19 protein-coding genes are annotated in these 21,402 nt (G+C 66.4%); 12 read left to right on the top strand and 7 right to left on the bottom strand.

Going from position 1 to position 21,402, the window contains the following annotated elements; genetic code table 11:
• Nucleotides 1–9: 9 nt before the first annotated feature.
• From mfd to AAFN88_RS15430, 6 genes are all read left to right on the top strand, one after another.
• On the top strand, nt 10–3,525 hold the full coding sequence (mfd, locus tag AAFN88_RS15455) for a transcription-repair coupling factor (protein WP_347521280.1): 3,516 nt from the start codon (nt 10–12) through the stop codon (nt 3,523–3,525).
• Between the two features lie 161 nt (nt 3,526–3,686).
• Nucleotides 3,687–5,273 (top strand): ABC transporter substrate-binding protein, encoded by a 1,587-nt coding sequence (locus tag AAFN88_RS15450; RefSeq protein ID WP_347521278.1) that lies wholly within the window; start codon nt 3,687–3,689, stop codon nt 5,271–5,273.
• A gap of 87 nt (nt 5,274–5,360) precedes the next feature.
• The gene (locus tag AAFN88_RS15445) at nt 5,361–6,383 is read left to right on the top strand and encodes an ABC transporter permease (protein ID WP_347521685.1); all 1,023 of its coding nucleotides are present in this window, start codon (nt 5,361–5,363) and stop codon (nt 6,381–6,383) included.
• The gene (gene nikC, locus AAFN88_RS15440) at nt 6,380–7,312 is read left to right on the top strand and encodes a nickel transporter permease (RefSeq protein ID WP_347521277.1); all 933 of its coding nucleotides are present in this window, start codon (nt 6,380–6,382) and stop codon (nt 7,310–7,312) included. The genes AAFN88_RS15445 and nikC overlap by 4 nt, the downstream gene beginning before the upstream one ends.
• Nucleotides 7,313–7,322: 10 nt before the next feature.
• A complete protein-coding gene (locus tag AAFN88_RS15435) occupies nt 7,323–8,171 on the top strand; it encodes an ABC transporter ATP-binding protein (protein ID WP_347521276.1) in 849 nt (282 codons plus the stop codon).
• Nucleotides 8,172–8,194: 23 nt separating this feature from the next.
• The gene (locus AAFN88_RS15430; RefSeq protein WP_347521274.1) at nt 8,195–8,980 is read left to right on the top strand and encodes an ABC transporter ATP-binding protein; all 786 of its coding nucleotides are present in this window, start codon (nt 8,195–8,197) and stop codon (nt 8,978–8,980) included.
• Nucleotides 8,981–9,113: 133 nt separating this feature from the next.
• On the opposite strand, the gene AAFN88_RS15425 is transcribed toward AAFN88_RS15430, so the two are convergent.
• The gene (locus tag AAFN88_RS15425; RefSeq protein ID WP_347521272.1) at nt 9,114–9,764 is read right to left on the bottom strand and encodes a DsbA family oxidoreductase; all 651 of its coding nucleotides are present in this window, start codon (nt 9,762–9,764) and stop codon (nt 9,114–9,116) included.
• 139 nt (nt 9,765–9,903) lie between these two features.
• On the opposite strand from AAFN88_RS15425, the gene AAFN88_RS15420 reads away from it, so the two are divergent.
• From AAFN88_RS15420 to AAFN88_RS15395, 6 genes are all read left to right on the top strand, one after another.
• Complete coding sequence (locus tag AAFN88_RS15420) at nt 9,904–11,562, top strand: acyl-CoA synthetase (RefSeq protein WP_347521271.1); 1,659 nt, start codon at nt 9,904–9,906, stop codon at nt 11,560–11,562.
• A 2-nt stretch (nt 11,563–11,564) separates the two neighbouring features.
• Nucleotides 11,565–12,332 (top strand): glucose 1-dehydrogenase, encoded by a 768-nt coding sequence (locus AAFN88_RS15415; RefSeq protein ID WP_347521270.1) that lies wholly within the window; start codon nt 11,565–11,567, stop codon nt 12,330–12,332.
• A gap of 17 nt (nt 12,333–12,349) precedes the next feature.
• Nucleotides 12,350–13,546, top strand: coding sequence for an acyl-CoA dehydrogenase family protein (locus tag AAFN88_RS15410; protein WP_347521268.1), 1,197 nt, complete (start codon nt 12,350–12,352; stop codon nt 13,544–13,546).
• Nucleotides 13,543–14,601: a phosphotransferase family protein gene (locus tag AAFN88_RS15405; RefSeq protein WP_347521266.1), complete on the top strand. Its 1,059-nt coding sequence runs from the start codon at nt 13,543–13,545 to the stop codon at nt 14,599–14,601. The genes AAFN88_RS15410 and AAFN88_RS15405 overlap by 4 nt, the downstream gene beginning before the upstream one ends.
• The gene (locus AAFN88_RS15400) at nt 14,598–14,966 is read left to right on the top strand and encodes a DUF6285 domain-containing protein (protein WP_347521264.1); all 369 of its coding nucleotides are present in this window, start codon (nt 14,598–14,600) and stop codon (nt 14,964–14,966) included. The genes AAFN88_RS15405 and AAFN88_RS15400 overlap by 4 nt, the downstream gene beginning before the upstream one ends.
• A gap of 219 nt (nt 14,967–15,185) precedes the next feature.
• Nucleotides 15,186–15,386, top strand: a complete 201-nt coding sequence (locus AAFN88_RS15395) for a hypothetical protein (protein WP_347521262.1) — start codon at nt 15,186–15,188, stop codon at nt 15,384–15,386.
• A 92-nt stretch (nt 15,387–15,478) separates the two neighbouring features.
• Here AAFN88_RS15395 and AAFN88_RS15390 read toward each other — a convergent pair whose 3' ends face one another.
• The 6 genes from AAFN88_RS15390 to AAFN88_RS15365 all read right to left on the bottom strand — a co-directional run bounded on the left by AAFN88_RS15390 (nt 15,479) and on the right by AAFN88_RS15365 (nt 21,197).
• Entirely contained in the window at nt 15,479–15,856 is a 378-nt protein-coding gene (locus AAFN88_RS15390) for a PilZ domain-containing protein (protein WP_347521261.1), read from the bottom strand.
• 137 nt (nt 15,857–15,993) lie between these two features.
• Entirely contained in the window at nt 15,994–16,761 is a 768-nt protein-coding gene (locus AAFN88_RS15385; protein WP_347521260.1) for a PAS domain-containing protein, read from the bottom strand.
• A gap of 32 nt (nt 16,762–16,793) precedes the next feature.
• A complete protein-coding gene (locus AAFN88_RS15380; RefSeq protein WP_347521259.1) occupies nt 16,794–18,215 on the bottom strand; it encodes a CoA transferase in 1,422 nt (473 codons plus the stop codon).
• Nucleotides 18,212–18,415, bottom strand: a complete 204-nt coding sequence (locus tag AAFN88_RS15375; RefSeq protein WP_347521258.1) for a DUF2783 domain-containing protein — start codon at nt 18,413–18,415, stop codon at nt 18,212–18,214. Before AAFN88_RS15375 ends, AAFN88_RS15380 begins: the two co-directional genes overlap by 4 nt.
• A gap of 13 nt (nt 18,416–18,428) precedes the next feature.
• Nucleotides 18,429–20,063 carry an FAD-dependent oxidoreductase gene (locus tag AAFN88_RS15370; protein ID WP_347521257.1) on the bottom strand — a complete coding sequence of 545 codons (1,635 nt, stop codon included), beginning with the start codon at nt 20,061–20,063 and terminating at the stop codon, nt 18,429–18,431.
• A 177-nt stretch (nt 20,064–20,240) separates the two neighbouring features.
• On the bottom strand, nt 20,241–21,197 hold the full coding sequence (locus AAFN88_RS15365) for an MBL fold metallo-hydrolase (protein WP_347521256.1): 957 nt from the start codon (nt 21,195–21,197) through the stop codon (nt 20,241–20,243).
• Nucleotides 21,198–21,402: the final 205 nt, after the last annotated feature.

The following is a 21,402-nucleotide window of genomic DNA, read 5'->3' as shown; positions in this document are numbered from 1 at the left end:
TGAGAATTGATGACGGAATCCGTGAGCGCCGACTCTCCTTTAGAGGCGGAGTCCGCCTCGCGCCCGACCCTGGCCTCCGCGCCGCCGGGAATCGACGCCCTGACATTGGCCGGCCTGCTGGCCGACTCCACGCCAAACGGCCTTGGCCGCCGCTGGCTGCACGTGGCCCTGGACGATACCCAGGCCCAGCGCATGGCCGAGAGCCTGGCTTTCTTCGCGCCGCAGGTGGAGCCCCTGATCTTTCCGGCCTGGGACTGTCTTCCCTATGACCGGGTGAGCCCGCACCGCGACATCGTCGCCCGGCGCCTGGACGCGTTGACGCGGCTGATGGAGCCGGTGGGGACACGCCCGCAGGTCGTCATCACCACCGTGAACGCCTTGCTGCAACGGGTGCCGCCGCCGGAGGCCCTGGCCGGGCGGGTCATGCTGCTGGAGGCCGGGGCGACCATTCCGGCCGACCGCTTGCACGGCTTCTTCGCCGAGAACGGCTACTACCGGGTCGAGACCGTGGGCGAGCCGGGCGAGTTCGCGGTGCGCGGCGGCATCGTCGACGTCTTCCCGCCGGGCCAGGAGCAGCCGCTGCGCCTGGATTTCTTCGGCGACGACCTGGAGAGCCTGCGGCTCTTCGATCCGCTGAGCCAGCGCACCACCGGCCAGGTGGAGCGCCTGACCCTGAAGCCGGTCAGCGAAGTGATCCTGGACCCCGGTGCGGTGGAGCGTTTCCGCACCCGTTACCGCGAGCTGTTCGGCGCCACCCGCGACGACCCGCTCTACGAAGCGGTGAGCGCGGCGCGCGCCCATCCGGGCATGGAGCACTGGCTGCCGCTCTACCACGATCGCCTGGTGACCCTTTTCGACTATCTGCCGGGAGCCGGTGTCACCCTGGATTACCAGGCGACCGAATCGCGCGCGACCCGGCTGGAGACCATCCAGGACTTCTATGACGCCCGCAAACACCTGGAAGGCGGCGGCGAAAGCGGCGGCTGGGTCTACAAGGCCTTGGAGCCCAAGGCGCTGTATCTCGATGCCGAGGAGTGGGACGCGGGCCTGGCGGGACGGCCGGGCGGTCAGTTCAGTCCTTTTGCCGCCCCGGAGGGCGTGGCGGTCCGCGATGCCGGCGGCCGCCCCGGCCTGGACTATGCGGAGCAGCGCGCGGCCGCCCAGACCGGCGGGACCCAGGGCCAGATCTATGACGCCGTCGGCGCGGACGTACAAAAGGAGCTGGCGGCGGGCCGGCGGGTGGTGTTGACGGCCTTCACCGCCGGGGCGCTGGACCGGCTGGCCCATCTGCTGCAGGAGCACGGCGGCATCTCCGGGGAGCCAATGCAAGGCTGGGCCGCTCTGGAGAGCTTGCCTGCCGACAAGGTGGGCCTGGCTGCCTTGCCCCTGGAAAAGGGCTTCCGCTACGGCGGGACGCTGTTCCTCAGCGAGCAGGACATCCTGGGCGAGCGCATCGCCCGCGCCGCCCAGCGCAAGCGCCGGGCGGAGAACTTCCTCACCGAGATTTCCGACCTGCACGAGCAGGATCTGGTGGTTCACGTCGACCACGGCGTCGGCCGCTACGAGGGCCTGCAGACCCTGGAGGTCGGCGGCGCGCCCCACGACTTTCTGAAAGTCGTCTATGCCGGTGACGACAAGCTCTTCGTGCCGGTGGAGAACATCGAGGTGCTGTCGCGCTTCGGCTCGGAGAACGAGGGCGTCGAGCTGGACCGTCTGGGCGGCGTCGGCTGGCAGTCGCGCAAGGCGCGCATCAAGGAGCGCATCAAGGAGATGGCGGAGGCGCTCATCAAGGTGGCCGCCGCGCGCGCCTTGAAGACGGCGGAAGCCATGGAGAAGCCGGAAGGCCTCTACGACGAGTTCTGCGCGCGCTTTCCTTTCCCGGAAACCGAGGACCAACTGCGGGCGATCGAGGACGCGCTCGGCGATCTGGCCGCGGGAAAGCCCATGGACCGGCTGGTCTGCGGCGACGTCGGCTTCGGCAAGACGGAGGTGGCCCTGCGCGCCGCCTTCCTGGCGGTGATGACCGGCAAGCAGGTCGCTGTCGTGGTGCCGACGACGCTGCTGGCGCGCCAGCACTTCCGCACCTTCAAGGAGCGTTTCGCCGGCCTGCCGGTGCGCGTGGCCCAGCTTTCGCGGCTGGTCGGCGCCAAGGAGGCCGCGCAGAACAAGGAAGAGCTGGCCAAGGGCCGGGTGGAGATCGTGGTCGGGACCCACGCGCTGCTCAGCAAGTCGATCGCCTTCAAGGACCTGGGCCTGCTGATCGTCGATGAGGAACAGCACTTCGGCGTGAAGCAGAAGGAGCGCCTGAAGGCGCTGCGAGAGGATGTCCACGTGCTGACCCTGACGGCGACGCCGATCCCGCGCACCATGCAGATGGCCATGTCCGGGGTGAAGGAGATGAGCATCATCGCCACGCCGCCGGTCGACCGCCTGGCGGTGCGCACCTTCGTGCTGCCCTACGATCCGGTAATCGTCCGCGAGGCGATCCTGCGCGAGCACTACCGCGGCGGCCAGACCTTCTATGTCTGTCCGCGGGTGAAGGACCTGGCCGAGCTGCAGGAGCGGCTCGCCAAGCTGGTGCCGGAGGTGAAGGTGGCGGTGGCCCACGGCCAGATGCCGCCGACCCAACTGGAAGAGGTCATGACCGACTTCTACGACCGCAAGTTCGACATCCTGCTATCGACCAACATCGTCGAATCCGGCCTCGACATTCCCACCGCCAACACCATGATCCTGCACCGCGCCGACATGTTCGGCCTGGCTCAGCTCTACCAGCTGCGCGGGCGGATCGGCCGCTCCAAGGTGCGCGGTTATGCCTACCTGACCCTGCCGCCGGGACGCATTCTCTCGGCGGCGGCGGAGAAGCGCCTCCACGTCATGCAGACCCTGGACAGCCTGGGCGCCGGCTTCCAGCTCGCCAGCCACGACCTCGACATCCGCGGCGCGGGCAACCTGCTGGGCGAGGAGCAGTCCGGCCACATCCGCGAGGTCGGCATCGAGCTCTATCAGCAGATGCTGGAGGAAGCCGTGGCCACGGCGCGGGCCGGCGGCAAGGCGGCGGAGGCCGCCGCCGAGAGCTTCACGCCCCAGATCAACATCGGGATGCCGGTGCTGATCCCCGAGAGCTACGTCGCAGACTTGCATCTGCGGCTCGGGCTCTACCGGCGCCTGTCGTCCCTGGTGGACCGGGCGGAGATCGACGCTTTCGCGGCGGAACTGGTCGACCGCTTCGGCCCGCTGCCGGCGGAGGTGGACAACCTGCTGCAGATCATGACCATCAAGCGGCTGTGCCGCGAGGCCGGGGTGGAGCGCCTGGACGCCGGGCCCAAGGGCGCGACGGTCACCTTCCACAACAACAGTTTCGCCAATCCCGCGGGGCTCATCGCCTTCATCCAGAAGCAGGCGGGGGAGGTGAAGCTGCGGCCCGACCACACCCTGGTCTACCGGCGCGCCTGGGACGGCGAAGACGCCAGGGTGCGCGGCGTAAGGCTCATGCTCGACGAATTGGTCAAACTCGCAGCGTGAAAGTGATTGTATTGGTACAAAGTTGCCGTTCGGGGATGCGATCGGCTATGGACCGAGCCATTGGACTGGTTACAATGGCCCCCCTTGCAAGCAAGGGCTGCAAAGAATTCCATAGAGTTTTCAAGGCCTCCTAAAGGAGGCGACATACAGGGAGACTTAAATTGAGGAAGCTATTCGCCTGTGTCGTGGCGGCGTTGGTCGCTGTCGCCGCAGTCCCGACTTCCGCCAAGACGCCTCGGGACGCGCTCGTCATGGCCTTCACCATTGACGACATCATCACCTTGGACCCGGCGGAGATATTTGAGTTCACGGCCGCCGAGTACGCCGGCAACACCTATGACCGCCTGATCGGCTACGACCCGGACGATGTCTCCAAGATCTTCGGCGGGGCGGCCGAATCCTGGACCATTTCGGACGACGGCAAGACCTTTACCTTCAAGATGCGCCCGGGCATCAAGTTCGTCTCCGGCAATCCGATGACCGCGGAAGATGCGGCTTTCTCGCTGCAGCGCGCAATCATCCTGGACAAGTCGCCGGCATTTATTCTGACCCAGTTCGGCTTCACCGCCGATAATGTGGCGGACAAGATCAAGGCGGTCGACGACATGACCCTGGTCATCGAGACCGACCAGGCCTATGCGCCGACCTTCGTGCTGTACTGCCTGACGGCGACCATCGCCTCGATCGTCGACAAGAAGGAAGTCATGGCGCATGCCGAGGACGGCGACATGGGGTACGCCTGGCTGAAGACCAACTACGCCGGCAGCGGCCCCTTCAAGCTGCGCCAGTGGAAGGCCAACGAATCGCTGACCCTCGACCGCAACGACGGCTACTGGGGCGGCGCCCCGGCCATGAAGCGGGTCATCATCCGCCACATCGTCGAGCCTGCCACCCAGCAACTGCTGCTGGAAAAGGGCGACATCGACATCGCGCGCAACCTCGGTCCGGACCAGCTTGGCACGGTGCGGAAGAACCCGGACATCGTCCTGCAGGACGGCGTCAAGGGCGCGGTCTACTACCTGGGGCTCAACCAGAAGAACCAGTACCTCTCCAACCCGAAGGTGCGGCAGGCGCTGAAGTACCTGGTCGATTACCGGGGCATGGAAAGCACGGTGGTGAAGGATCTGATGAAGATCCACCAGGCTTTCCTGCCGAAGGGTTTCCTGGGCGCGCTGGAGGCGACTCCCTTTACGCTGGACGTCAACAAGGCCAAGCAACTGCTGGCCGAAGCCGGCTATCCCGACGGCTTCAAGGTGACCATGGACACCCGCAACATCTCGCCGATCCTGGAGATGGCGCAGTCGATCCAGGCCACCTTCGCGCAAGCGGGCGTCGAGCTGGAGATCATTCCCGGCGACGGCGGGCAGACCTTGGGCAAGTACCGTGCGCGTAATCACGACATCTATATCGGTCGCTGGGGGCCGGACTATCAGGACCCGCACACCAACGCCGATACTTTCGCGCGCAACCCGGACAACTCCGACGATGCCAAGTCCAAGCCGCTGGCCTGGCGCAATGCCTGGGACATCCCGGAGATGACCAAGATGGCCGATGCCGCCATCCTCGAGCGCGATCCGGTCAAGCGCGCGGAGATGTACCTGGAGATCCAGAAGAATCACCAGGCGACGTCGCCCTTCGTCATCATGTTCCAGCAGACGGAAGTCGCGGGTGTGCGTGCCGATACCAAGGGATTCATCATCGGCCCGTCCTTCGATTCCAACTTCTACAGCAAAGTGACCAAGGAATAGTCCGAGAGGGATATCGGGACTCGACCCTTCGTGACTGACCGGACGGACAAGCTGTCCAGGGCAGGGGCGGGCTTTGGAGGCTCGTCCCTGCCGTCACCTTTGCGGACCGTCGTCAGCGTGACGACGACGGTCATGCTCACTTTTCTCGGCCTTCTGATGGTGACTTTCATCATCGGCCGCGTCGTTCCGATCGATCCGGTACTCGCCATCGTCGGCGACCGGGCGCCGGAGCACGTGGTCGAAAGGGTGCGAGAGGAACTGGGCCTCAACAAGCCGCTCTACGAACAGTTCGCGATCTACGTCTGGAACGTCCTGCGGGGCGATCTCGGCGTGTCGGTGCTGACCGCCAATCCGGTGCTGGAGGACATCAAGCGGGTTTTCCCGGCGACGCTGGAACTGGCCACGGTGGCGACTCTCTTCGGCGTGCTGCTGGGCGTGCCCATGGGCGTGCTGGCCGCCGTCTACCAGGGCCGCTGGCCTGACCAGGTGATCCGCGTGGTCGGCCTGCTCGGCTATTCGATCCCGGTCTTCTGGCTGGGCCTCATGGGGCTGCTGATCTTCTACGCGCGCTGGCCCTGGGGCGAACTGGTGCCGGGGCCCGGCCGCGTGGACGTTTTCTACGACGGCTTGGTGGATCAGGTGACCGGTGTGCTGCTGATCGACTCGGCGATGGCGGGCGAGTGGGAGGTATTTTGGAATGCCGCCTGGCATCTGGTTCTTCCGGCGGCCATCCTCGGATACTTCAGTCTGGCCTACATCAGCCGCATGACCCGCTCCTTCATGCTGGAGCAGTTGAGCCAGGAATACGTCACCACCGCGCGGGTGAAAGGCGTGAAGGAGTGGCGTGTGATCTGGGTGCACGCCCTCGGCAACGTCTGGGTGCCGCTGGTCACCGTGATCGCCCTCAGCTACGCCAATCTTCTGGAAGGCTCGGTCCTGACGGAAATCGTCTTCGCCTGGCCGGGCCTGGGCTACTACCTCACCCAATCCCTCCTGAAAGCGGACATGAACGCGGTGCTCGGCGCCACCATGGTGGTCGGCGCGGTCTTTATCGGGGTCAATCTCTTGTCCGATCTGCTGTACAAGCTTCTTGATCCGAGGGCGCGATGAGCAGCGGGATCGACAAGCTGCCGGCGGAGGGCTGGCGCGCCTGGCTGCTCAGCTCCTCGCCGAAGTCGCGCCATCAGGCCCGGCTCGGCCGCACCTACATCGCCTGGCTGTCCTTCCAGGGGAACCACTTGGCGATGCTCGGCCTGGGCATCGTCCTGACGCTGATCTTCATGGCGATCTTCGCGCCGCTGATCGCGCCCTACAACCCCAACGCCCAGGTGCTGGCCGACCGCCTGCAGTTCTTCTCGGCGGAGCATTTGTTCGGCACCGACGAACTGGGCCGAGACATTTTCTCTCGCATCGTCCACGGCAGCCGCCTGACCCTCTACATCGTCATCCTGGTGGCCATCATCGCCGCGCCGATCGGTTTGGCGGTCGGCACCACGGCGGGCTATCTCGGCGGATGGACCGACAAGGTGCTGATGCGCATCACGGACATTTTCCTGGCCTTCCCGAAGCTGGTGCTGGCCCTGGCCCTGGTGTCGGCGCTCGGGCCCGGTATCGAGAACGCGATCATCGCCATCGCCATAACCTCCTGGCCGCCTTATGCGCGTATCGCCCGGGCGGAGACGCTCACCATCCGCAATTCCGATTTCATCGCGGCGGTGCGTTTGCAGGGGGCCGGACGGGCACGCATCATCTGGTCGCACATCGTGCCCCTCTGCACGTCATCGCTTGTCGTGCGCGTGACCCTGGACATGGCGGGCATTATCCTCATTGCCGCCGGCCTCGGTTTCCTGGGCCTGGGCGCCCAGCCGCCGCTGCCGGAGTGGGGCGCCATGATCTCTTCGGGCCGCAAGGTTCTGCTCGACCAGTGGTGGGTGGCCACCATCCCCGGCATCGCCATCTTCATCGTCAGCCTGGGCTTCAACCTGCTGGGCGACGGTCTGCGCGATGTGCTGGACCCGAAGAGCGGAGGCCAGGCATGAGGGACGGATCATGAGCGAGAAACCGCTGCTCGCGATCGAGAACCTGCACGTCAGTTTCCCGACCCGCAAAGGACTGGTGGAGGCGGTGCGCGGCATCGACCTGTCCCTGGGCAGGGAGAAACTGGGAATCGTCGGCGAATCGGGGTCCGGCAAGTCGTTGACCGGGCGATCCGTCTTGCGCCTGGTGCCCAAGCCAGGCGTGGTTCGCGCCAGCCGCCTGGAGTTCGACGGTATCGATCTGCAGCGGGCCAGCGAAGCGCAGATGCGCGAGATTCGCGGCCAGCGCATTTCCATGGTCATGCAGGATCCCAAATTCTCGCTGAACCCGGTGATGCGTGTCGGCGAGCAGATCGCCGAGGCCTACCGCACCCATCAGAAGGTGCCGCAAGCCGAGGCCAGGCGACGGGCGCTCGACATGCTCGCGGCGGTGCGCATCCGCGATCCGGAGCGCGTCTACCGCGCCTATCCGCACGAGGTCTCCGGCGGCATGGGCCAGCGGATCATGATCGCCATGATGCTGATCCCCGACCCGGACCTGCTGATCGCCGACGAGCCGACCTCGGCCTTGGACGTCACCGTGCAGCTCCAGGTGCTGGCGATTCTGGACGACCTGGTGACGCAGCGCGGCATGGGCCTGATCTTCATCAGCCACGACCTGAACCTGGTGGCCTCGTTCTGCGACCGGGTGGTGATCATGTACGCGGGCCGGGTGATGGAGGTTTGCGATGCCAAGAACCTGGCCGCCGCGCAGCACCCCTACACGCGCGGCTTGCTGAACTGTCTGCCGTCGATCGATGGCGGCGGCGGCGATCTGCCGGTGCTCGAGCGCGATCCCGCCTGGATGGAGCACGGGCTGTGACCGGTAACGCGCCGATTTCCCCGATGATCGATGTCCGTGACCTCGACGTGACCTTCGGCAAGGGAGACGACGTGGTGCGGGCGGTCCGCGCGGTCAGTTTTCAGGTGCCCGAAGGTGCGACCTTCGGGCTGGTCGGCGAGTCGGGTTCGGGCAAGTCGACGGTATTGCGGGCGCTCAGCGGCCTCAATCCGCATTGGAGCGGACAGGTTTCGATTGCCGGCCAGGCACAGACGCACAAGCGGGACAAAGCCTTCTACAAGCTGGTGCAGATGGTTTTTCAGGACCCCTACGGTTCCCTGCACCCGCGCCACACCGTCGACCGCATCCTCATGGAGCCGCTGTCGATTCACGGCTTCGGCGACCCGGACCGGCGCATCGAGCAAGTGTTGGGCGAGGTCGGCCTGGGGCCGTCTTTCCGCTTCCGCTATCCGCACCAGCTCTCCGGCGGCCAGCGCCAGCGCGTCGCCGTAGCCCGGGCGCTGATCCTGGAGCCGCGCATCCTGCTGCTCGACGAGCCGACCTCGGCGCTCGACGTCTCGGTGCAGGCCGAGGTGCTGAACCTGCTGCAGCGCCTGAAGAAGGAGCGGGGGCTGACCTACATCCTGGTCAGCCACGACCTCTCCGTGGTCGCCCATATGTGCGACGAGCTGGCGGTGATGAACAATGGCGCCGTGGTCGAGGAATTGTCGGTCGAGCGCCTCAAGAGCCACGCGCCGGAGCATCCCTACACGCGCCAGCTCATGGTGGCCAGCCTCGGCTACGACCGCGCAGCCATCGATCGCTTCGAGGACTTCGGGGTGGAGGGGTAAGGAGGGTTACCCCTTACCCAGCTTCGTCTAACTTCGCTTCGTTCAGTAACGCTGCGCAACCTTCCCCCGCAAGGGGATCGGGTTTTCGTGGTTTGATCCTCTCCCTCTCGTGGGAGGGTGAGGGGGCTCTTGGTTATTCCGCCGGCGCTTCGCTCGTCTCTTCGCGGGCCAGGTCCAGCATCTGGGCCAGGATCTTGGGCGGCTGGGCGCCGGCCAGGGCGTGGCGGCCGTTGAAGATGAAGCAGGGCACCCCGTCGATGCCCAGGCCGCGGGCCTGGCGGTCTTCGTCCCGCAGTTCGGCCTTCAGGGCGTCGCTCTCCAGGAAGGCGCGGGCCTCCATCGGGTCCAGACCGACGCTCTCGGCCGCGGCGGTCAGTATCTCCACGTCGCCGATGTCCTCGCCGCGGAAAAAGTAGGCCTGGAACAAGGCCTCCACCAGCTCGGTCTCCTTGTCCTGGCCCGCGGCCCAGCGGATCAGGCGGTGGGAAGCGATGGTGTTGGGGGTGCGCTTGATGGCCTCGAAGGCGAAGTCGACGCCGTCTTCGGCGCCGGCCTCGCGGATGCGGTCGTAGACCATGCCGGCGTTCTCGGTGCTGCCGAACTTCATGGAGAGATAGGTCTGGCGGTCCATGCCTTCTTCCGGCATCTGGGGGTTGAGCTGGAAGGTCCGCCAATGAATGGCCACCTCCAGCCCCGGGCGTTCGGCCAACGCCTTTTCCAGGCGCCGCTTGCCGATCAGGCACCAGGGGCAGATGGTGTCGGAAAAGATGTCGATGTGAATCATGGAATCTTGCCTCTCTCCCGCTGCCTGCGGGCTTGACCTGCCGGGTCTTGACCTCAACCATACCGCAGCCGAGGCCCCCCAGGCAAAAGACGGCTAGGGCGCCGGAGGTCACGAAAGCTTGAAATCCGGGGACGTATCGATGGAGACGCTTGGGGCGGAGTTGAGTCAGGACGCAGCGGCCGGCATCTATGACCAGGGCCTGGACCGCAATGCGGCCAATTCGGCGCCGCTGACGCCGGTTACTTTCCTGAAGCGCGCCGCCGCGGTCTATCCGTTGAAGACCGCCGTGATCCACGGCACGCAGCGCTTTACCTACGCCCAGTTCCACGAGCGGGTCTGCCGCCTGGCCTCGGCGCTCAAGCGGCGGGGCCTGACGCGCGGCGACTGTATCGCCGTAATGGCGCCCAACATCCCGCCGATGCTGGAGGCCCACTACGGCGTGCCGATGATGGGCGGGGTGCTGAACTCCCTCAACATCCGCCTCGACGCCCGCACCCTGGCCTTCATCCTGGAGCACGGCGAGGCCAAGGTGCTGCTCACCGACCGGGAGTTCTCGCCGGTCATCAAGGAGGCCCTGGAACTGACGCAGGCCAGGCCCCTGGTGGTCGACATCGACGACCCGCTGGCCGAGGGCGGCGAACTGCTGGGCGCGCTCACCTACGAGGATCTTCTGGCGGAGGGCGATCCCGCGGAGACCTTCGACGACCCGCTCGACGAGTGGCAGGCGCTGTCGCTGCTCTATACCTCCGGGACCACCGGCAATCCCAAGGGCGTGGTCTATCACCACCGCGGCGCCTACCTGAATGCCGTGGGCAACATGCTGACCTTCGGTCTGGGAAGAGACTCGGTCTACCTCTGGACCCTGCCGATGTTCCACTGCGACGGCTGGACCTTCACCTGGGCGGTGACGGCGGCCAACGCCACCCATGTCTGCCTGCGCAAGGTCGATCCGGCGGTGATATACCCCTTGATCCGCGACGAGGGCGTGACCCACATGTGCGGCGCACCCATCGTGCTGACCCTGCTGGCCCATGCCCCGGCGGCGGTGAAGGTGAAATTCCCGCAGACGGTCGATTGCGCCACCGGCGGCGCGGCGCCGCCCAGTGCGGTGATCGAGGCCATGGAGGCCAACGGCTTCCGTGTCATCCATCTCTACGGCCTGACCGAGTGCTACGGCCCGGCCACGGTCTGCGCCTGGCAGGACGAATGGGCCGGCTACGACCTGCAGAAGCGCTCGGGGAAAATGGCGCGCCAGGGCGTGAATTACCTGACCCTGGAGGCCGCCGTGGTCATGGACCCGGAGACCATGACACCGGTGCCTCGCGACGGCGAAACCCTGGGCGAGATCATGCTGCGCGGAAACACGGTGATGAAGGGCTACCTGAAGAACCCCAAGGCCACCGCAGAGGCCTTCCGTGGCGGTTACTTTCACACCGGCGACCTGGCGGTCTGCCATCCCGACGGCTACATCGAGGTGAAGGACCGCTCCAAGGACGTGATCATCTCCGGCGGGGAGAACATCTCCAGCCTGGAGGTGGAGGAGGCGCTCTACCGCCATCCCAAGGTGCTGGAGGCCGCCGTGGTGGCGCGCCCCGACGAGAAGTGGGGCGAGTCCCCTTGCGCCTTCGTCACTCTGCATGAGGGCGAGAGCGCCACGGCGGAGGACATCATCGCCTTCTGCCGCGAGGCGCTGGCCCATTACAAGGTGCCGCGCAGCGTGGTCTTCGGGCCGTTGCCCAAGACCTCCACCGGCAAGATCCAGAAATTCGTGCTGCGCGAGCGGGCGGCGGAGCTGTGACCATGCCCTTGGAGATCTTCGACCTCTCGGGCAAGGCGGCGATCGTCACCGGCGCATCCAGCGGGCTCGGCCGCCACGCGGCACGCTGCCTGGCGGCGGCGGGCGCGAAGGTTGCCATCGCCGCGCGGCGCGTGGAGCCCTTGATGGAACTGGAAAAGCAGATCGAAGCTTGTGACGGACGTGCACTTCCGCTGCGCCTCGACGTTACCGACCCGGCCTCGGTGAGCGACTGCATGAAGGCCGCGGAGACCGAGCTGGGGCCAATCTCGATCCTGGTGAACAATGCCGGCGTCGCCGTGACCCAGGCGGCGCTGGAGGTCGAGGAGGGCGATTGGGACCGGGTGGTGGACACCAACCTGAAGGGCGCCTGGCTCATGGCTCAGGCGCTGGCCGAGCACATGATCCGCCTCGGCCATGGCGGTTCGATCATCAATACCGCCTCGGTGCTGGGCCTGGCGGGAGCAGCGCAGATCCCGGCCTACTGCGCCTCCAAGGGCGGCCTCGTCAATCTGACCCGCGCCCTGGCGGTGGAGTGGGCGCGCCACGGCATCCGCGTGAACGCCCTGGCCCCCGGCTACATCGAGACCGAGATCAACCGCGACTTCCTGGCCAGTGCGGCAGGGGAGGCCCTGCGCAAGCGCGTGCCGCTGCGCCGCTTCGGCACGCCGGAGGACTTGGAGGGAGCCTTGTTACTCCTGGCTTCGGAAGCCTCGCGCTACATCACCGGCAGCGTTATCGTCATCGACGGCGGCCAGTCGGCGGCCCTTTAGTTCTTCGAGGATCGGAAATGGACTTTTCTCTGGCGCCTGAAGTCGAGGACCTGCGGCAGCGGCTGCGCGCATTCGTCGACCGCGAGATCATGCCCTTGGAGGCCGACCCCGCGGCCTACGACGAGCACGAGAACATCGCCCCGGCGAAGCTGGAGGCCCTGCGGGGCAAAGCGAAAGAGGCCGGGCTCTGGGCGCTGCAGATGCCCAAGGCGCGCGGCGGGCAGGGGCTGAATGTCGCCGGCATGGCGGCTTGCTATGAAGAGATGGGCCGCTCCATCTTCGGCCCGGTGGTCTTCAACTGCGCGGCGCCGGACGACGGCAACATGATGCTGTTGGAGAAGACCGCCACCGAAGAGCAGAAGGCGCGTTGGCTGCAGCCCATCGTCGACGGCAAACTGCGCTCCGCCTTCGCTATGACCGAACCCATGCCCGGGGCCGGCTCGGACCCCGGCCTGATGTTGAGCCGCGCCGAACGTCATGGCGACGACTGGGTGTTGAACGGCCACAAGTGGTTCATTACCGGCGCCGACGCGGCCGAACACTTTATCGCCGTGGTGCGCACCTCGGAGGATCAGCGCAAGGGCCTGACGGCCTTCCTGTTCCACCGCGACACGCCGGGCCTGGAAATCGTCCGCCGCATTCCCATCATGGGGCCGGAGGAACACGGCGGCCACTGCGAGCTGCGCTTTAACGGCCTGCGGGTGCCGGACAGCGACCGCCTGATGAACGTCGGCGATGGATTGAAGGTAACGCAGATCCGTCTCGGTACCGCGCGGCTCACCCACTGCATGCGCTGGCTCGGCATGGCCAAGCGGGCCTTGGAGATCGCGCGGCCGCACGTCGCCGAGCGACAGAGCTTTGGCGTTCCCTTGGCGGAGCACGAAGGTGTGCAGTGGCTGCTCGGCGAGGCGGCCATGGCGATAGAGGTCGGCCGGCTGCTCACCATGCGGGCGGCGGTGAAGCTGGACGGCGGCGATTTTGCCCGCAAGGAAATCTCCATGGCCAAGATCCAGGTCGCCGACACGCTGCACGAGGCGGTCGATACGGCGATCCAACTGCTCGGCGCCAAGGGTTACTCCAAGGACACGCCCTTGGAGTGGATGTACCGCTATGCCCGCCAGGCGCGCCTGGTCGACGGCGCTTCCGAGGTGCACAAGATGGTGCTGGCGCGGGCTTTTCTGAACGACGGCCTGGATTTCTGGGGCTGGGAATGACGGCGCCTCTGGAGGAATCGCGCCTGGCCGAGCGCAAGGCGCCGCTGGAAGCCTATCTGGCCACGGCCGCGGAAGCGGAAGCCGTGGAAGTGGTCGATGCCCGGCCGCTCAGCGGCGGCGCCATTCAGGAGAACTGGCTGTTGGATCTCACGATCCGCAGCGGCCCCATGGCGGGTCCGCTTGAGGCGGTGCTGCGCACTGATGCGCCCTCGTCGGTCGCGGTCAGCCGCAGCCGGGCCGAGGAGTTCGCCCTGCTGAAGGTGGCGCAAGACACCGGGGTGACGGTGCCCGAGCCGCTGTGGCTCTGCGAAAACCCGGCGGTGCTGGGCAAGACCTTCTACATCATGCGCCGGGTGGCGGGGACTGCCGCGCCGCATCGCCTGATGAAGGAAAGCGACCTGGGCGGTGATCGCGACGAGTTGGCCGGCCGGCTGGGCATGGAGTTGGCGCGCATCCATTCGGTGACGCCGCCGCGCGAGGAGCTGGCTTTTCTGGGCACGCCCTCGGCGGACCCGGCGCTGGAGGCCGTGATGCGCTACCGGGCCCATCTCGACGCCCTGGGCGGCGGTTCCCTGGCGCTGGAATGGGGGCTGCGCTGGTGCGAGCTGCACGCGCCGGAGCCTCAAGGCCCGGTCCTGGTGCATCAGGATTTCCGCACCGGCAACTACATGGTCGACCGGCACGGCCTGACCGGAATCCTGGACTGGGAATTCTGCGACTGGGGTGATCCGATGAGCGACATCGGCTGGTTCTGCGCGGCCTGCTGGCGCTACAGTCATCCGGAACTGGAGGCTGGCGGCATCGCCCCGCGCGGTCCTTTCTATCATGGCTACGAAGCGGTCTCCGGCCGGCGCGTCGACCCTCAGGCGGTGGCCTTCTGGGAGGTCATGGCGCACATCCGCTGGGCGGTGATCGCCCTGCAGCAAGGCGAGCGCACTCTGTCGGGCGGCGAGGAATCCCTCGAACTGGCCCTCACCGGCCGGATCTATCCGCCAAGGGTCGAGGAAGAAATTCTTCGCAGCTGTGCCCCGGAACATTGGAAGGCAATCGGATGAGTGCAGAGCAAGGCAAAGGAGGCGGCGAAGCCGGTAGCGCTCGCCTGCTGCATTTGGCGCGCGGCGAACTGCTGGACAAGGTCTTGCCGGACCTGGAGGGCGACGCGCGCTATAGCGTCCGATTGATCGCCAACGCCATCAAGATCGCGGCACAGGATATGGCGCGCGGTGCCGAGGATTCCGCGGCAACGGCCCACGAGTTGGAGACTTTCGCGGAGGCGATGGGGGATGTGGCCGTGGCCGGCCCGCAGGAGGCTCGGGAGGCGATCCGCGACGCCCTGCGCAGGGGCGATCTGGACGGCAGCCCCGACCTCTACGAGCTGTTGGAAGAGATCACCAGGCGCCGTGGCGCCCGCTTGGCCTAGGCAATAGCCAATTTTCGCGCAAAAGTGGTATGGCTTTGCGGATGCGCCCTCGATCGCGGCGGAGGACGATCCCGGCTTAGCCATTGAAGCGGAAGTTGAATTCGAGTTACCCCCAAGTTCCACAGGCTGCCGCCGGGCGGTCTCGTTGACAGGCTCAGGGGGGGCTGCCAGCATCCTGCACAACCGTCAGATAAAGCGCAGAAAATAAGGCAAATCCAATTGACCAAGTTTGGCCCGGGGAGCCGCGCAACGTTCATCAGCCCCTATCTTCGTCGCCCCCTTCGCTCCCTCAACAAGGTGCTGAGTGAGCGCGACGATCAGGATGATGCCGAGGTGCAGCAGCAGTCAGCGAGCGACGCGCATCATACGGGTTCTTCAACCTGGGGACGGATGCAGAAATCGGTGGCGGCCTCCGACTAGGCCCCGGCGGGGCAGTGTGCGGGCGGTAGATCCGCTGTCTGCGCTCCTACCATGAAATAAAATGGGATGACGGCGAGAAGCCGGATGGACAGCTAGCCGGCGAGGGCCTGCGGGTGCTGCTCCAGGTCGACGATGTTGCGGATGCAGATCGAGATCAGACCCAGCGAATCCTCTGAGAAATCGAACTCTATGCCGATTTCCCTGTCGCTCTGCCACACGGTGGCGCAGTGGACGGGTTCGTTGCCGGGGTGGCTGAGTTCGACCGTGGCGTCGCCCGGCATGGGCAGCGGCGGCGTTGCGTCGTCGAAGATCAGCTTGGCGCCGCCCAGAGAGATATCGGCGACGGTACAGGGGAGGACTTTGCCGTTGACGGTGGCGGCCAGGACGAAGCTCTTCTCGGCCGCATAGCGCGGCCATTCACGACGGTTTTGCGTCAGTGCTCTGGCGACGGAAATTCCCGATTTGGCCAAGGTTCTCGCCCATCCATTTGTTGAGCCGTACCGCGGCGGTTTCGTTCGCCGCACCCTGCAAAAAAGGGTGACCCCAGAATCTTAACAATTCGTTAGCAAACTGACGGCGCGTCTTGCCGCGGTGCCCGATGTCCTCCTCAGTCCTCCTCGCGGCGGAGCAGGCAATTGCCCAAAATGGGATTGCAGTCCGGCAAGATGGCCGAGGCGGTAATCAGTTTGTCGATTTCCCCGGACTCGTTGCAGAGCGGCAGGAAGAGCCGTTCGAAGCGAATCCTTCGGCCATCGTGCTTGATGTATGCGCCGCTCATGTAGGCTGGCGTGGCTTGATCGACGACTTCATTCAGGACATCCAGGATGGATTTGCCGGTGTCCCCGAAATCGATCTCGTCGAGATAACGCCCGCTCACATCGCAGCCGTACCAGGAGACGATGTTGCTTCCCATCATGCGGATGCGGTAACGGCGTGGAGCCGTCTCGACGTCCAAGAGCCCCATGTGCGGCAGCACGGTGTTGATTTGCGTTGGGTCGATGTCGCTGCGGGCCGGCGCGAGGCGGCCGCGGCGAAGTTTCTGCCAGTTGCTGTACAGCAATTTCAGCACATCGGCGCGCAGCCGCTGCTCGAAGGAACTGCTCGCAACCTGTAACACCGCTCGCTCGCCGAGATTGCGCCGCCGGCGCGTCAAACTCCTGCAATCTTCCCCTACCGATCCGGTGTGCGCAACCGCCACATCACTGCGGAAGGACAATACGATTACCGTCGTGTGCAACAGCTCATTCATTTGCCGTGCTGTCGGCTTGTTAAATACGTCTGCATATAATGCAGAGAGAACGTCTTGCGGATTTGTGAAGCTGGCGGCGACCGAAGGCAGCGCGCGATGCCGCCAAGAACCGCGGCGGTCCAACATGGTGGAAAACGGTCTTGTGATCGTGAGACGACTCAGGCTGTCCGGTCCGGCCAGCGCGGCGGGTGGCTGCCCAACGGTACCGAGGGACGCTCCCAGCGGGCGGGAGTCTGCGAGAGCAGGGCGGCGTGGCGGATGGCGCGCAGCCGCCCGAAGCCGGACTCGCTCTCTTCGAAGAGGTCATCACTCGGCGCCGGATCGGGGCAGTCGAGGCCGCCGGCGACGCGGCCCAGGCTCTGCAGCCAGCGCCCGGTGCGGGCCAGCGAGACGCGCACGTGCCAGGACCCGCCTTCCACGGCGCGGCGCTTCAGGCCGGCGATGGCGCCCAGCGCCATGAGGTGGCCGGAGGCGTGGTCGAGCGCCTGGCAGGGCAATTCCTTCGGGCCCTCGACCTCGGCGGCCTCGGCCTCGGCGTGGTTGATGCCGCTGGCGGTCTGGACCAGAGAGTCGAAGCCGCGCCGCGCGGCCCAGGGGCCGGCGTAGCCGTAGGCGCAGAGCGTGACGTAGACGATGCCGGGACGCAGGGCGGCCAGGGCCCCCGGCGAGAAGCCGCGCCCGGCGATGGCGCCGGGGCGGTAGGCCTGAACGAAGATGTCGGCCTGCTTGGCCAAAGCGGTGAGGGCCGCGCGCCCGTCCTCCGTCGCCAGGTCGGCGTAGGCGGAGAGCTTGCCGCGTCCGTAGTCCTTCACCGCGGCCGGAATGAACGGCAGCTTCGGCGAGGCGATGCGCATGACCTCCGCACCATGCGCCGCCAAAGCCTTGCAGCCGACCGGTCCGGCGACGATACGCGTCAGGTCCAGCACCCGAAGACGGCCCAGAGGACGCTCGGCCTCGCCCAAAGGCTGCGGCGGCGCGTCGCCGATACGCTCCAGGCCGACCAGTGGCTGATCGGCGAGGGCGGCGCCCTGGGGCGTCGCCAGCCATTCTTCCGGGCTGCGCATCATGGTGGCAACCAGGCCGCGTTCCGCCGCGGCGTCTTCGAAGTTCGCGGCTTTCCAGCCATCGAATGCTGCCTGGACCGACTCGCGCGCGTAGTCGCAGCCAAGCAGCGCCAGCACGCCGTCGCGGTGGTGCGGGAAGTTGGTGTGTATGCGCACCCAGCGGCCGTCGCCGCAGCGGTAGGTGCCGGCGATGGCGTCCCAAACGCGCCCCGGAGGATTGCCGTCGGTGGAGAAGTAGCGCTCGCTGCGGTATTCCAACGCCGCGTGCTGCATGTCCACGGCAATCTCCTGGCGCCGGCCGCCGCGCAGCGTCCAGAGGTCGGCGGCGGCGGCCGCGACGGCGGCGATGCTGGCCTGGGCCACGGTGCCGACGGCGAAGCTGGAGGGCAGCACCGGCTCGCTGCCGGTGAGGGAGACGTTGGCGGCCAACTCCGCCGGCAGGCCGACGCCGGCCAGCAGGTCGCGCAGGACCTGCGCCGGGGGCGGTGGCGCTGTGCCGGGAAAGGGGCCGCTCATGCGTTCGGCGCGGAGCGGGCAAGCGCGATGGCTTCGCTCAGCACCGTGTTGTCGCCGATGTGGTTGGCCAGCAGCAGGATAAGCTTGGCGTTGACCTTGGCGCTCTCGGCCTCGTCCAAATCACGGTGCAGCTCGGTCAGCGCGGCGTAGAACTCGTCCGGCGCGCCGATGTTCGGGTCGGTGACGAGGTGCGAAGGCATGAAAGGGATACTCCTAGGACAAGACTTCGGCGCGGCTGCGCGCGACGGCCTCGCAGTCTAGCACGGACCAGCTCTGCACGACATGCTGGTCGGGGCGCACCAGGGTGACGCTGCCGGGGGTGGCGCCGTAGCGGGCTTCGAAGAGGCCGTCGCAGTCCTGCCAAGACTCGGCATCCTGGCAGCCCTGCCGGGCGATAACGAGGCTTTGCAAGTCGGGGTGGTTGCTGGTCAAAGCGGCGAGCTTGCTCCGCTCATCTGCGGAGAGGGGCCGATCGGTGAAGTAGATGCCGAAGAAGCCGCCTTGAAGCTGGTGCAGCAGCCAGGAGCGCTGGTTGCCGCGCTGCAGGGGCGCGTCGGGGCAGGGGCTTCCCGGGACGAGCAAATTGGGGCCCAGCGGTCCGGGGCCGTCGTGCGGCGGACAGTAGGCGCGCGACAGGCGCCCGCTGTTCACCAGGGCGCGGGCGAAGGGCAAGTCGGCAGCCAGCTCCAGCGTCGCATCGCGGAAGGCGCGGCTGACCGCGTTCTTCGGAGTGATGAAGTCGGTGCTGCGGGTGGAGTGCAGGATGTTCTCGTCGGCGGCGGGAACGCGCTCCGCGTCGTAGCTGTCGAGCAGGCTATCCCCGGCACGGCCGTCCAGCACGGCGGCCAGTTTCCAGCAGAGATTGTCGGCGTCCTGCACACCTCCGTTGCCGCCGCGCGCGCCGAAGGGCGAGACCTGGTGGGCGGCATCGCCGATGAAGAAGACGCGGCCGTGGCGGAAGCGATCCAGCCGGCGGCATTGAAAGGTGTAGACGGAGACCCACTCCAGATCGAAATCAACCTCTTCGCCCAACATGGCCTTGAGGCGCGGGATGACGTTCTCCGGCTTCTTCTCCTCCTCCGGGTCGGTGTCCCAGCCGAGCTGCAGGTCGATGCGCCAGACACCGTCGGGCTGCTTGTGCAGCAGGGCCGATTGGCCGGGATGGAAGGGCGGATCGAACCAGAACCAGCGCTCGCTCGGGAAGTCGGCCTTCATCACCACGTCGGCGATGAGGAAGTGGTCCTGGAAGACCTGGCCGTCGAAGGAGAGGCCGAAGCAGCGCCGCACCCGGCTGCGCGCGCCGTCGGCGGCCAGCAAGTAGTCGCAGGTAAGGCTGTAGGCCCCCTCCGGCGTCTCGATGCTGAGCGTCGCCTTGTCGCCGTCCTGGGAGACCTCGGTGACCCTGTTCTTCCAGCGCAGGTCGACCAGGCCGCTCTCTTCAGCGCGCTCGACCAGCCACTCCTCGGGGTAGTATTGCTGCAGATTGACGAAGGCGGGCCAGCGGTGGCCGCCTTCCGGCTGCAGGTCGAAGCCGTAGATCAGGCTGTCCTTGAAGAAGACCTTGCCGCGGTTCCAGGTCACGCCCTTGGTTTGCAGCTTGTCGCCCAAGCCTAGGCGGTCGTAGATCTCCAGCGTGCGCTGGGAAAAGCAGATGGCGCGGGAGCCGAAACTGACCGTGTCGTCGTCGTCCAGCACCACCGTGGGCACGCCGCGCGTCGCCAGGTCGACGGCGGCGGTGAGGCCCACCAGACCGGCGCCGACGATGATCACCGGATGGTGGGCAAAGCCCGCATCCTGATCGGCGGATCGCCGATAGGGATAGCGCGGGTTCTGGTAGGTCTTCGGCATGGCGGTCAGTGACGGAAGCTCAACAGTCTGTGCATCTTGCCTCGCCCTTCGAGACGGCGCTGAAACGCCTCTTCAGGGTGAAGCAAGATGTGAAAGTGAAGAACCTCAAGCTGAGGAGCGAGCGCCAGCGAGTGTCTCGAAGTGCGAGGGTCTTCATAGCTCAATACCTCAGCGGCATCAGCCCTGCTCGAGCGCCTGCCACATCTCCTGATCGCGCTCGGCTGTCCAGATGCGCGGGTCCTTGATGCCCGAGGCCTCGTCGTAGGCGCGGGTGACGTCGAAGGGCATGCAATGCTCGAAGATCACCCACTTGCCGAAGTCCGGCTCCAGCTTGGCGAAGGTTTCGCGGTAGATGTCCTTCAGTTCCTGTCCTTCGGCGACACCCTTGGCGACGGACTGATACATCTGGGTCAGGAAGGCCTGGGTGCCGGCGATGCCCTCTTCGCATTCCTTCGCCGACTTCAGCGCCGCGCCGCGGCCCGGCACCAGCTTCTCCGGGCCGAGCGCGCGCAAGTTCGCCAGGGTCTGCGGCCAGTCCTGCAGGTAGGCGTCGCCGGTGTAGGGCGTGGCGCCGTATTCCACCAGGTCGCCGGCGAAGAGCACCTTCTCTTCGGGCAGCCAGACCACCGTGTCGCCCTTGGTGTGACCGCGGCCGAGTTGCAGGATCTGCACCTCGCGCTTACCCAGGTAGAGGGTGAGGGACTTCTCGAAAACCAGGGTCGGCCAGGTCAGGCCGGGGACGGTCTCCACCGACTGGAAGAGGCGCGGGAACCTTCCGACCTCGGAATCGTAGTCCTGTTGGCCGCGCTCGACGATCAGGTCGTAGGTGTCGCGGCTGGCGATGATGTGCTCGGCGCCATAGGCCGAGGCGCCCAGCACGCGCACGGCATGGTAGTGGCTCAGTACCACGTACTTGATCGGCTTGTCGGTCACCTCGCGAATGCGTTCGATGACGCCCTTGGCCATGACCGGGGTCGCCTGGGTGTCGATCACCATGACGCTGTCGTCGCCGACGATGATGCCGCTGTTGGGGTCGCCCTCGGCGGTATAGGCGTAGAGGCCGTCGCCCAGTTCGTCGAAGGTGACCCGCTTTTCCTCGAGGTCCGCCTGGGATGCGAAAGCCTTGCCGCTCATGTCTCTTCCTTTCCTTCGCCGCCTGCGGCGCTCGGGCCTCCAGGCCGGAGGCGGCGCCGCGCAGGGTTTCGTTGCTCTTTACGCCATAAAGGGTCCCCATGGATGTAACCGTCAAGACGCCCCGCGGTGTCCGGGGCCCATTTTACCTTGCCGGCTGGCCTCCGAGCGGCCCGCGATTTACCTTTGCATGAGTAGAATCGGGGCG

Origin of the sequence: Pelagibius sp. CAU 1746, from assembly GCF_039839785.1 — a bacterium.
Lineage (GTDB): Bacteria > Pseudomonadota > Alphaproteobacteria > Kiloniellales > Kiloniellaceae > Pelagibius.
This window is presented reverse-complemented; position numbering and strand designations above follow the sequence as displayed.

What these genes read in the sequence shown, in the direction of transcription:
- mfd (WP_347521280.1), top strand. Translation starts at nt 10, where the DNA reads ATGACGGAATCCGTGAGCGCCGACTCTCCTTTAGAGGCGGAGTCCGCC.
- nikC (WP_347521277.1), top strand. Translation starts at nt 6,380, where the DNA reads ATGAGCAGCGGGATCGACAAGCTGCCGGCGGAGGGCTGGCGCGCCTGG.
- AAFN88_RS15435 (WP_347521276.1), top strand. Translation starts at nt 7,323, where the DNA reads ATGAGCGAGAAACCGCTGCTCGCGATCGAGAACCTGCACGTCAGTTTC.
- AAFN88_RS15430 (WP_347521274.1), top strand. Translation starts at nt 8,195, where the DNA reads ATGATCGATGTCCGTGACCTCGACGTGACCTTCGGCAAGGGAGACGAC.
- AAFN88_RS15425 (WP_347521272.1), bottom strand. Translation starts at nt 9,764, where the DNA reads ATGATTCACATCGACATCTTTTCCGACACCATCTGCCCCTGGTGCCTG.
- AAFN88_RS15420 (WP_347521271.1), top strand. Translation starts at nt 9,904, where the DNA reads ATGGAGACGCTTGGGGCGGAGTTGAGTCAGGACGCAGCGGCCGGCATC.
- AAFN88_RS15415 (WP_347521270.1), top strand. Translation starts at nt 11,565, where the DNA reads ATGCCCTTGGAGATCTTCGACCTCTCGGGCAAGGCGGCGATCGTCACC.
- AAFN88_RS15410 (WP_347521268.1), top strand. Translation starts at nt 12,350, where the DNA reads ATGGACTTTTCTCTGGCGCCTGAAGTCGAGGACCTGCGGCAGCGGCTG.
- AAFN88_RS15405 (WP_347521266.1), top strand. Translation starts at nt 13,543, where the DNA reads ATGACGGCGCCTCTGGAGGAATCGCGCCTGGCCGAGCGCAAGGCGCCG.
- AAFN88_RS15400 (WP_347521264.1), top strand. Translation starts at nt 14,598, where the DNA reads ATGAGTGCAGAGCAAGGCAAAGGAGGCGGCGAAGCCGGTAGCGCTCGC.
- AAFN88_RS15385 (WP_347521260.1), bottom strand. Translation starts at nt 16,761, where the DNA reads ATGTTGGACCGCCGCGGTTCTTGGCGGCATCGCGCGCTGCCTTCGGTC.
- AAFN88_RS15380 (WP_347521259.1), bottom strand. Translation starts at nt 18,215, where the DNA reads ATGAGCGGCCCCTTTCCCGGCACAGCGCCACCGCCCCCGGCGCAGGTC.
- AAFN88_RS15375 (WP_347521258.1), bottom strand. Translation starts at nt 18,415, where the DNA reads ATGCCTTCGCACCTCGTCACCGACCCGAACATCGGCGCGCCGGACGAG.
- AAFN88_RS15370 (WP_347521257.1), bottom strand. Translation starts at nt 20,063, where the DNA reads ATGCCGAAGACCTACCAGAACCCGCGCTATCCCTATCGGCGATCCGCC.
- AAFN88_RS15365 (WP_347521256.1), bottom strand. Translation starts at nt 21,197, where the DNA reads ATGAGCGGCAAGGCTTTCGCATCCCAGGCGGACCTCGAGGAAAAGCGG.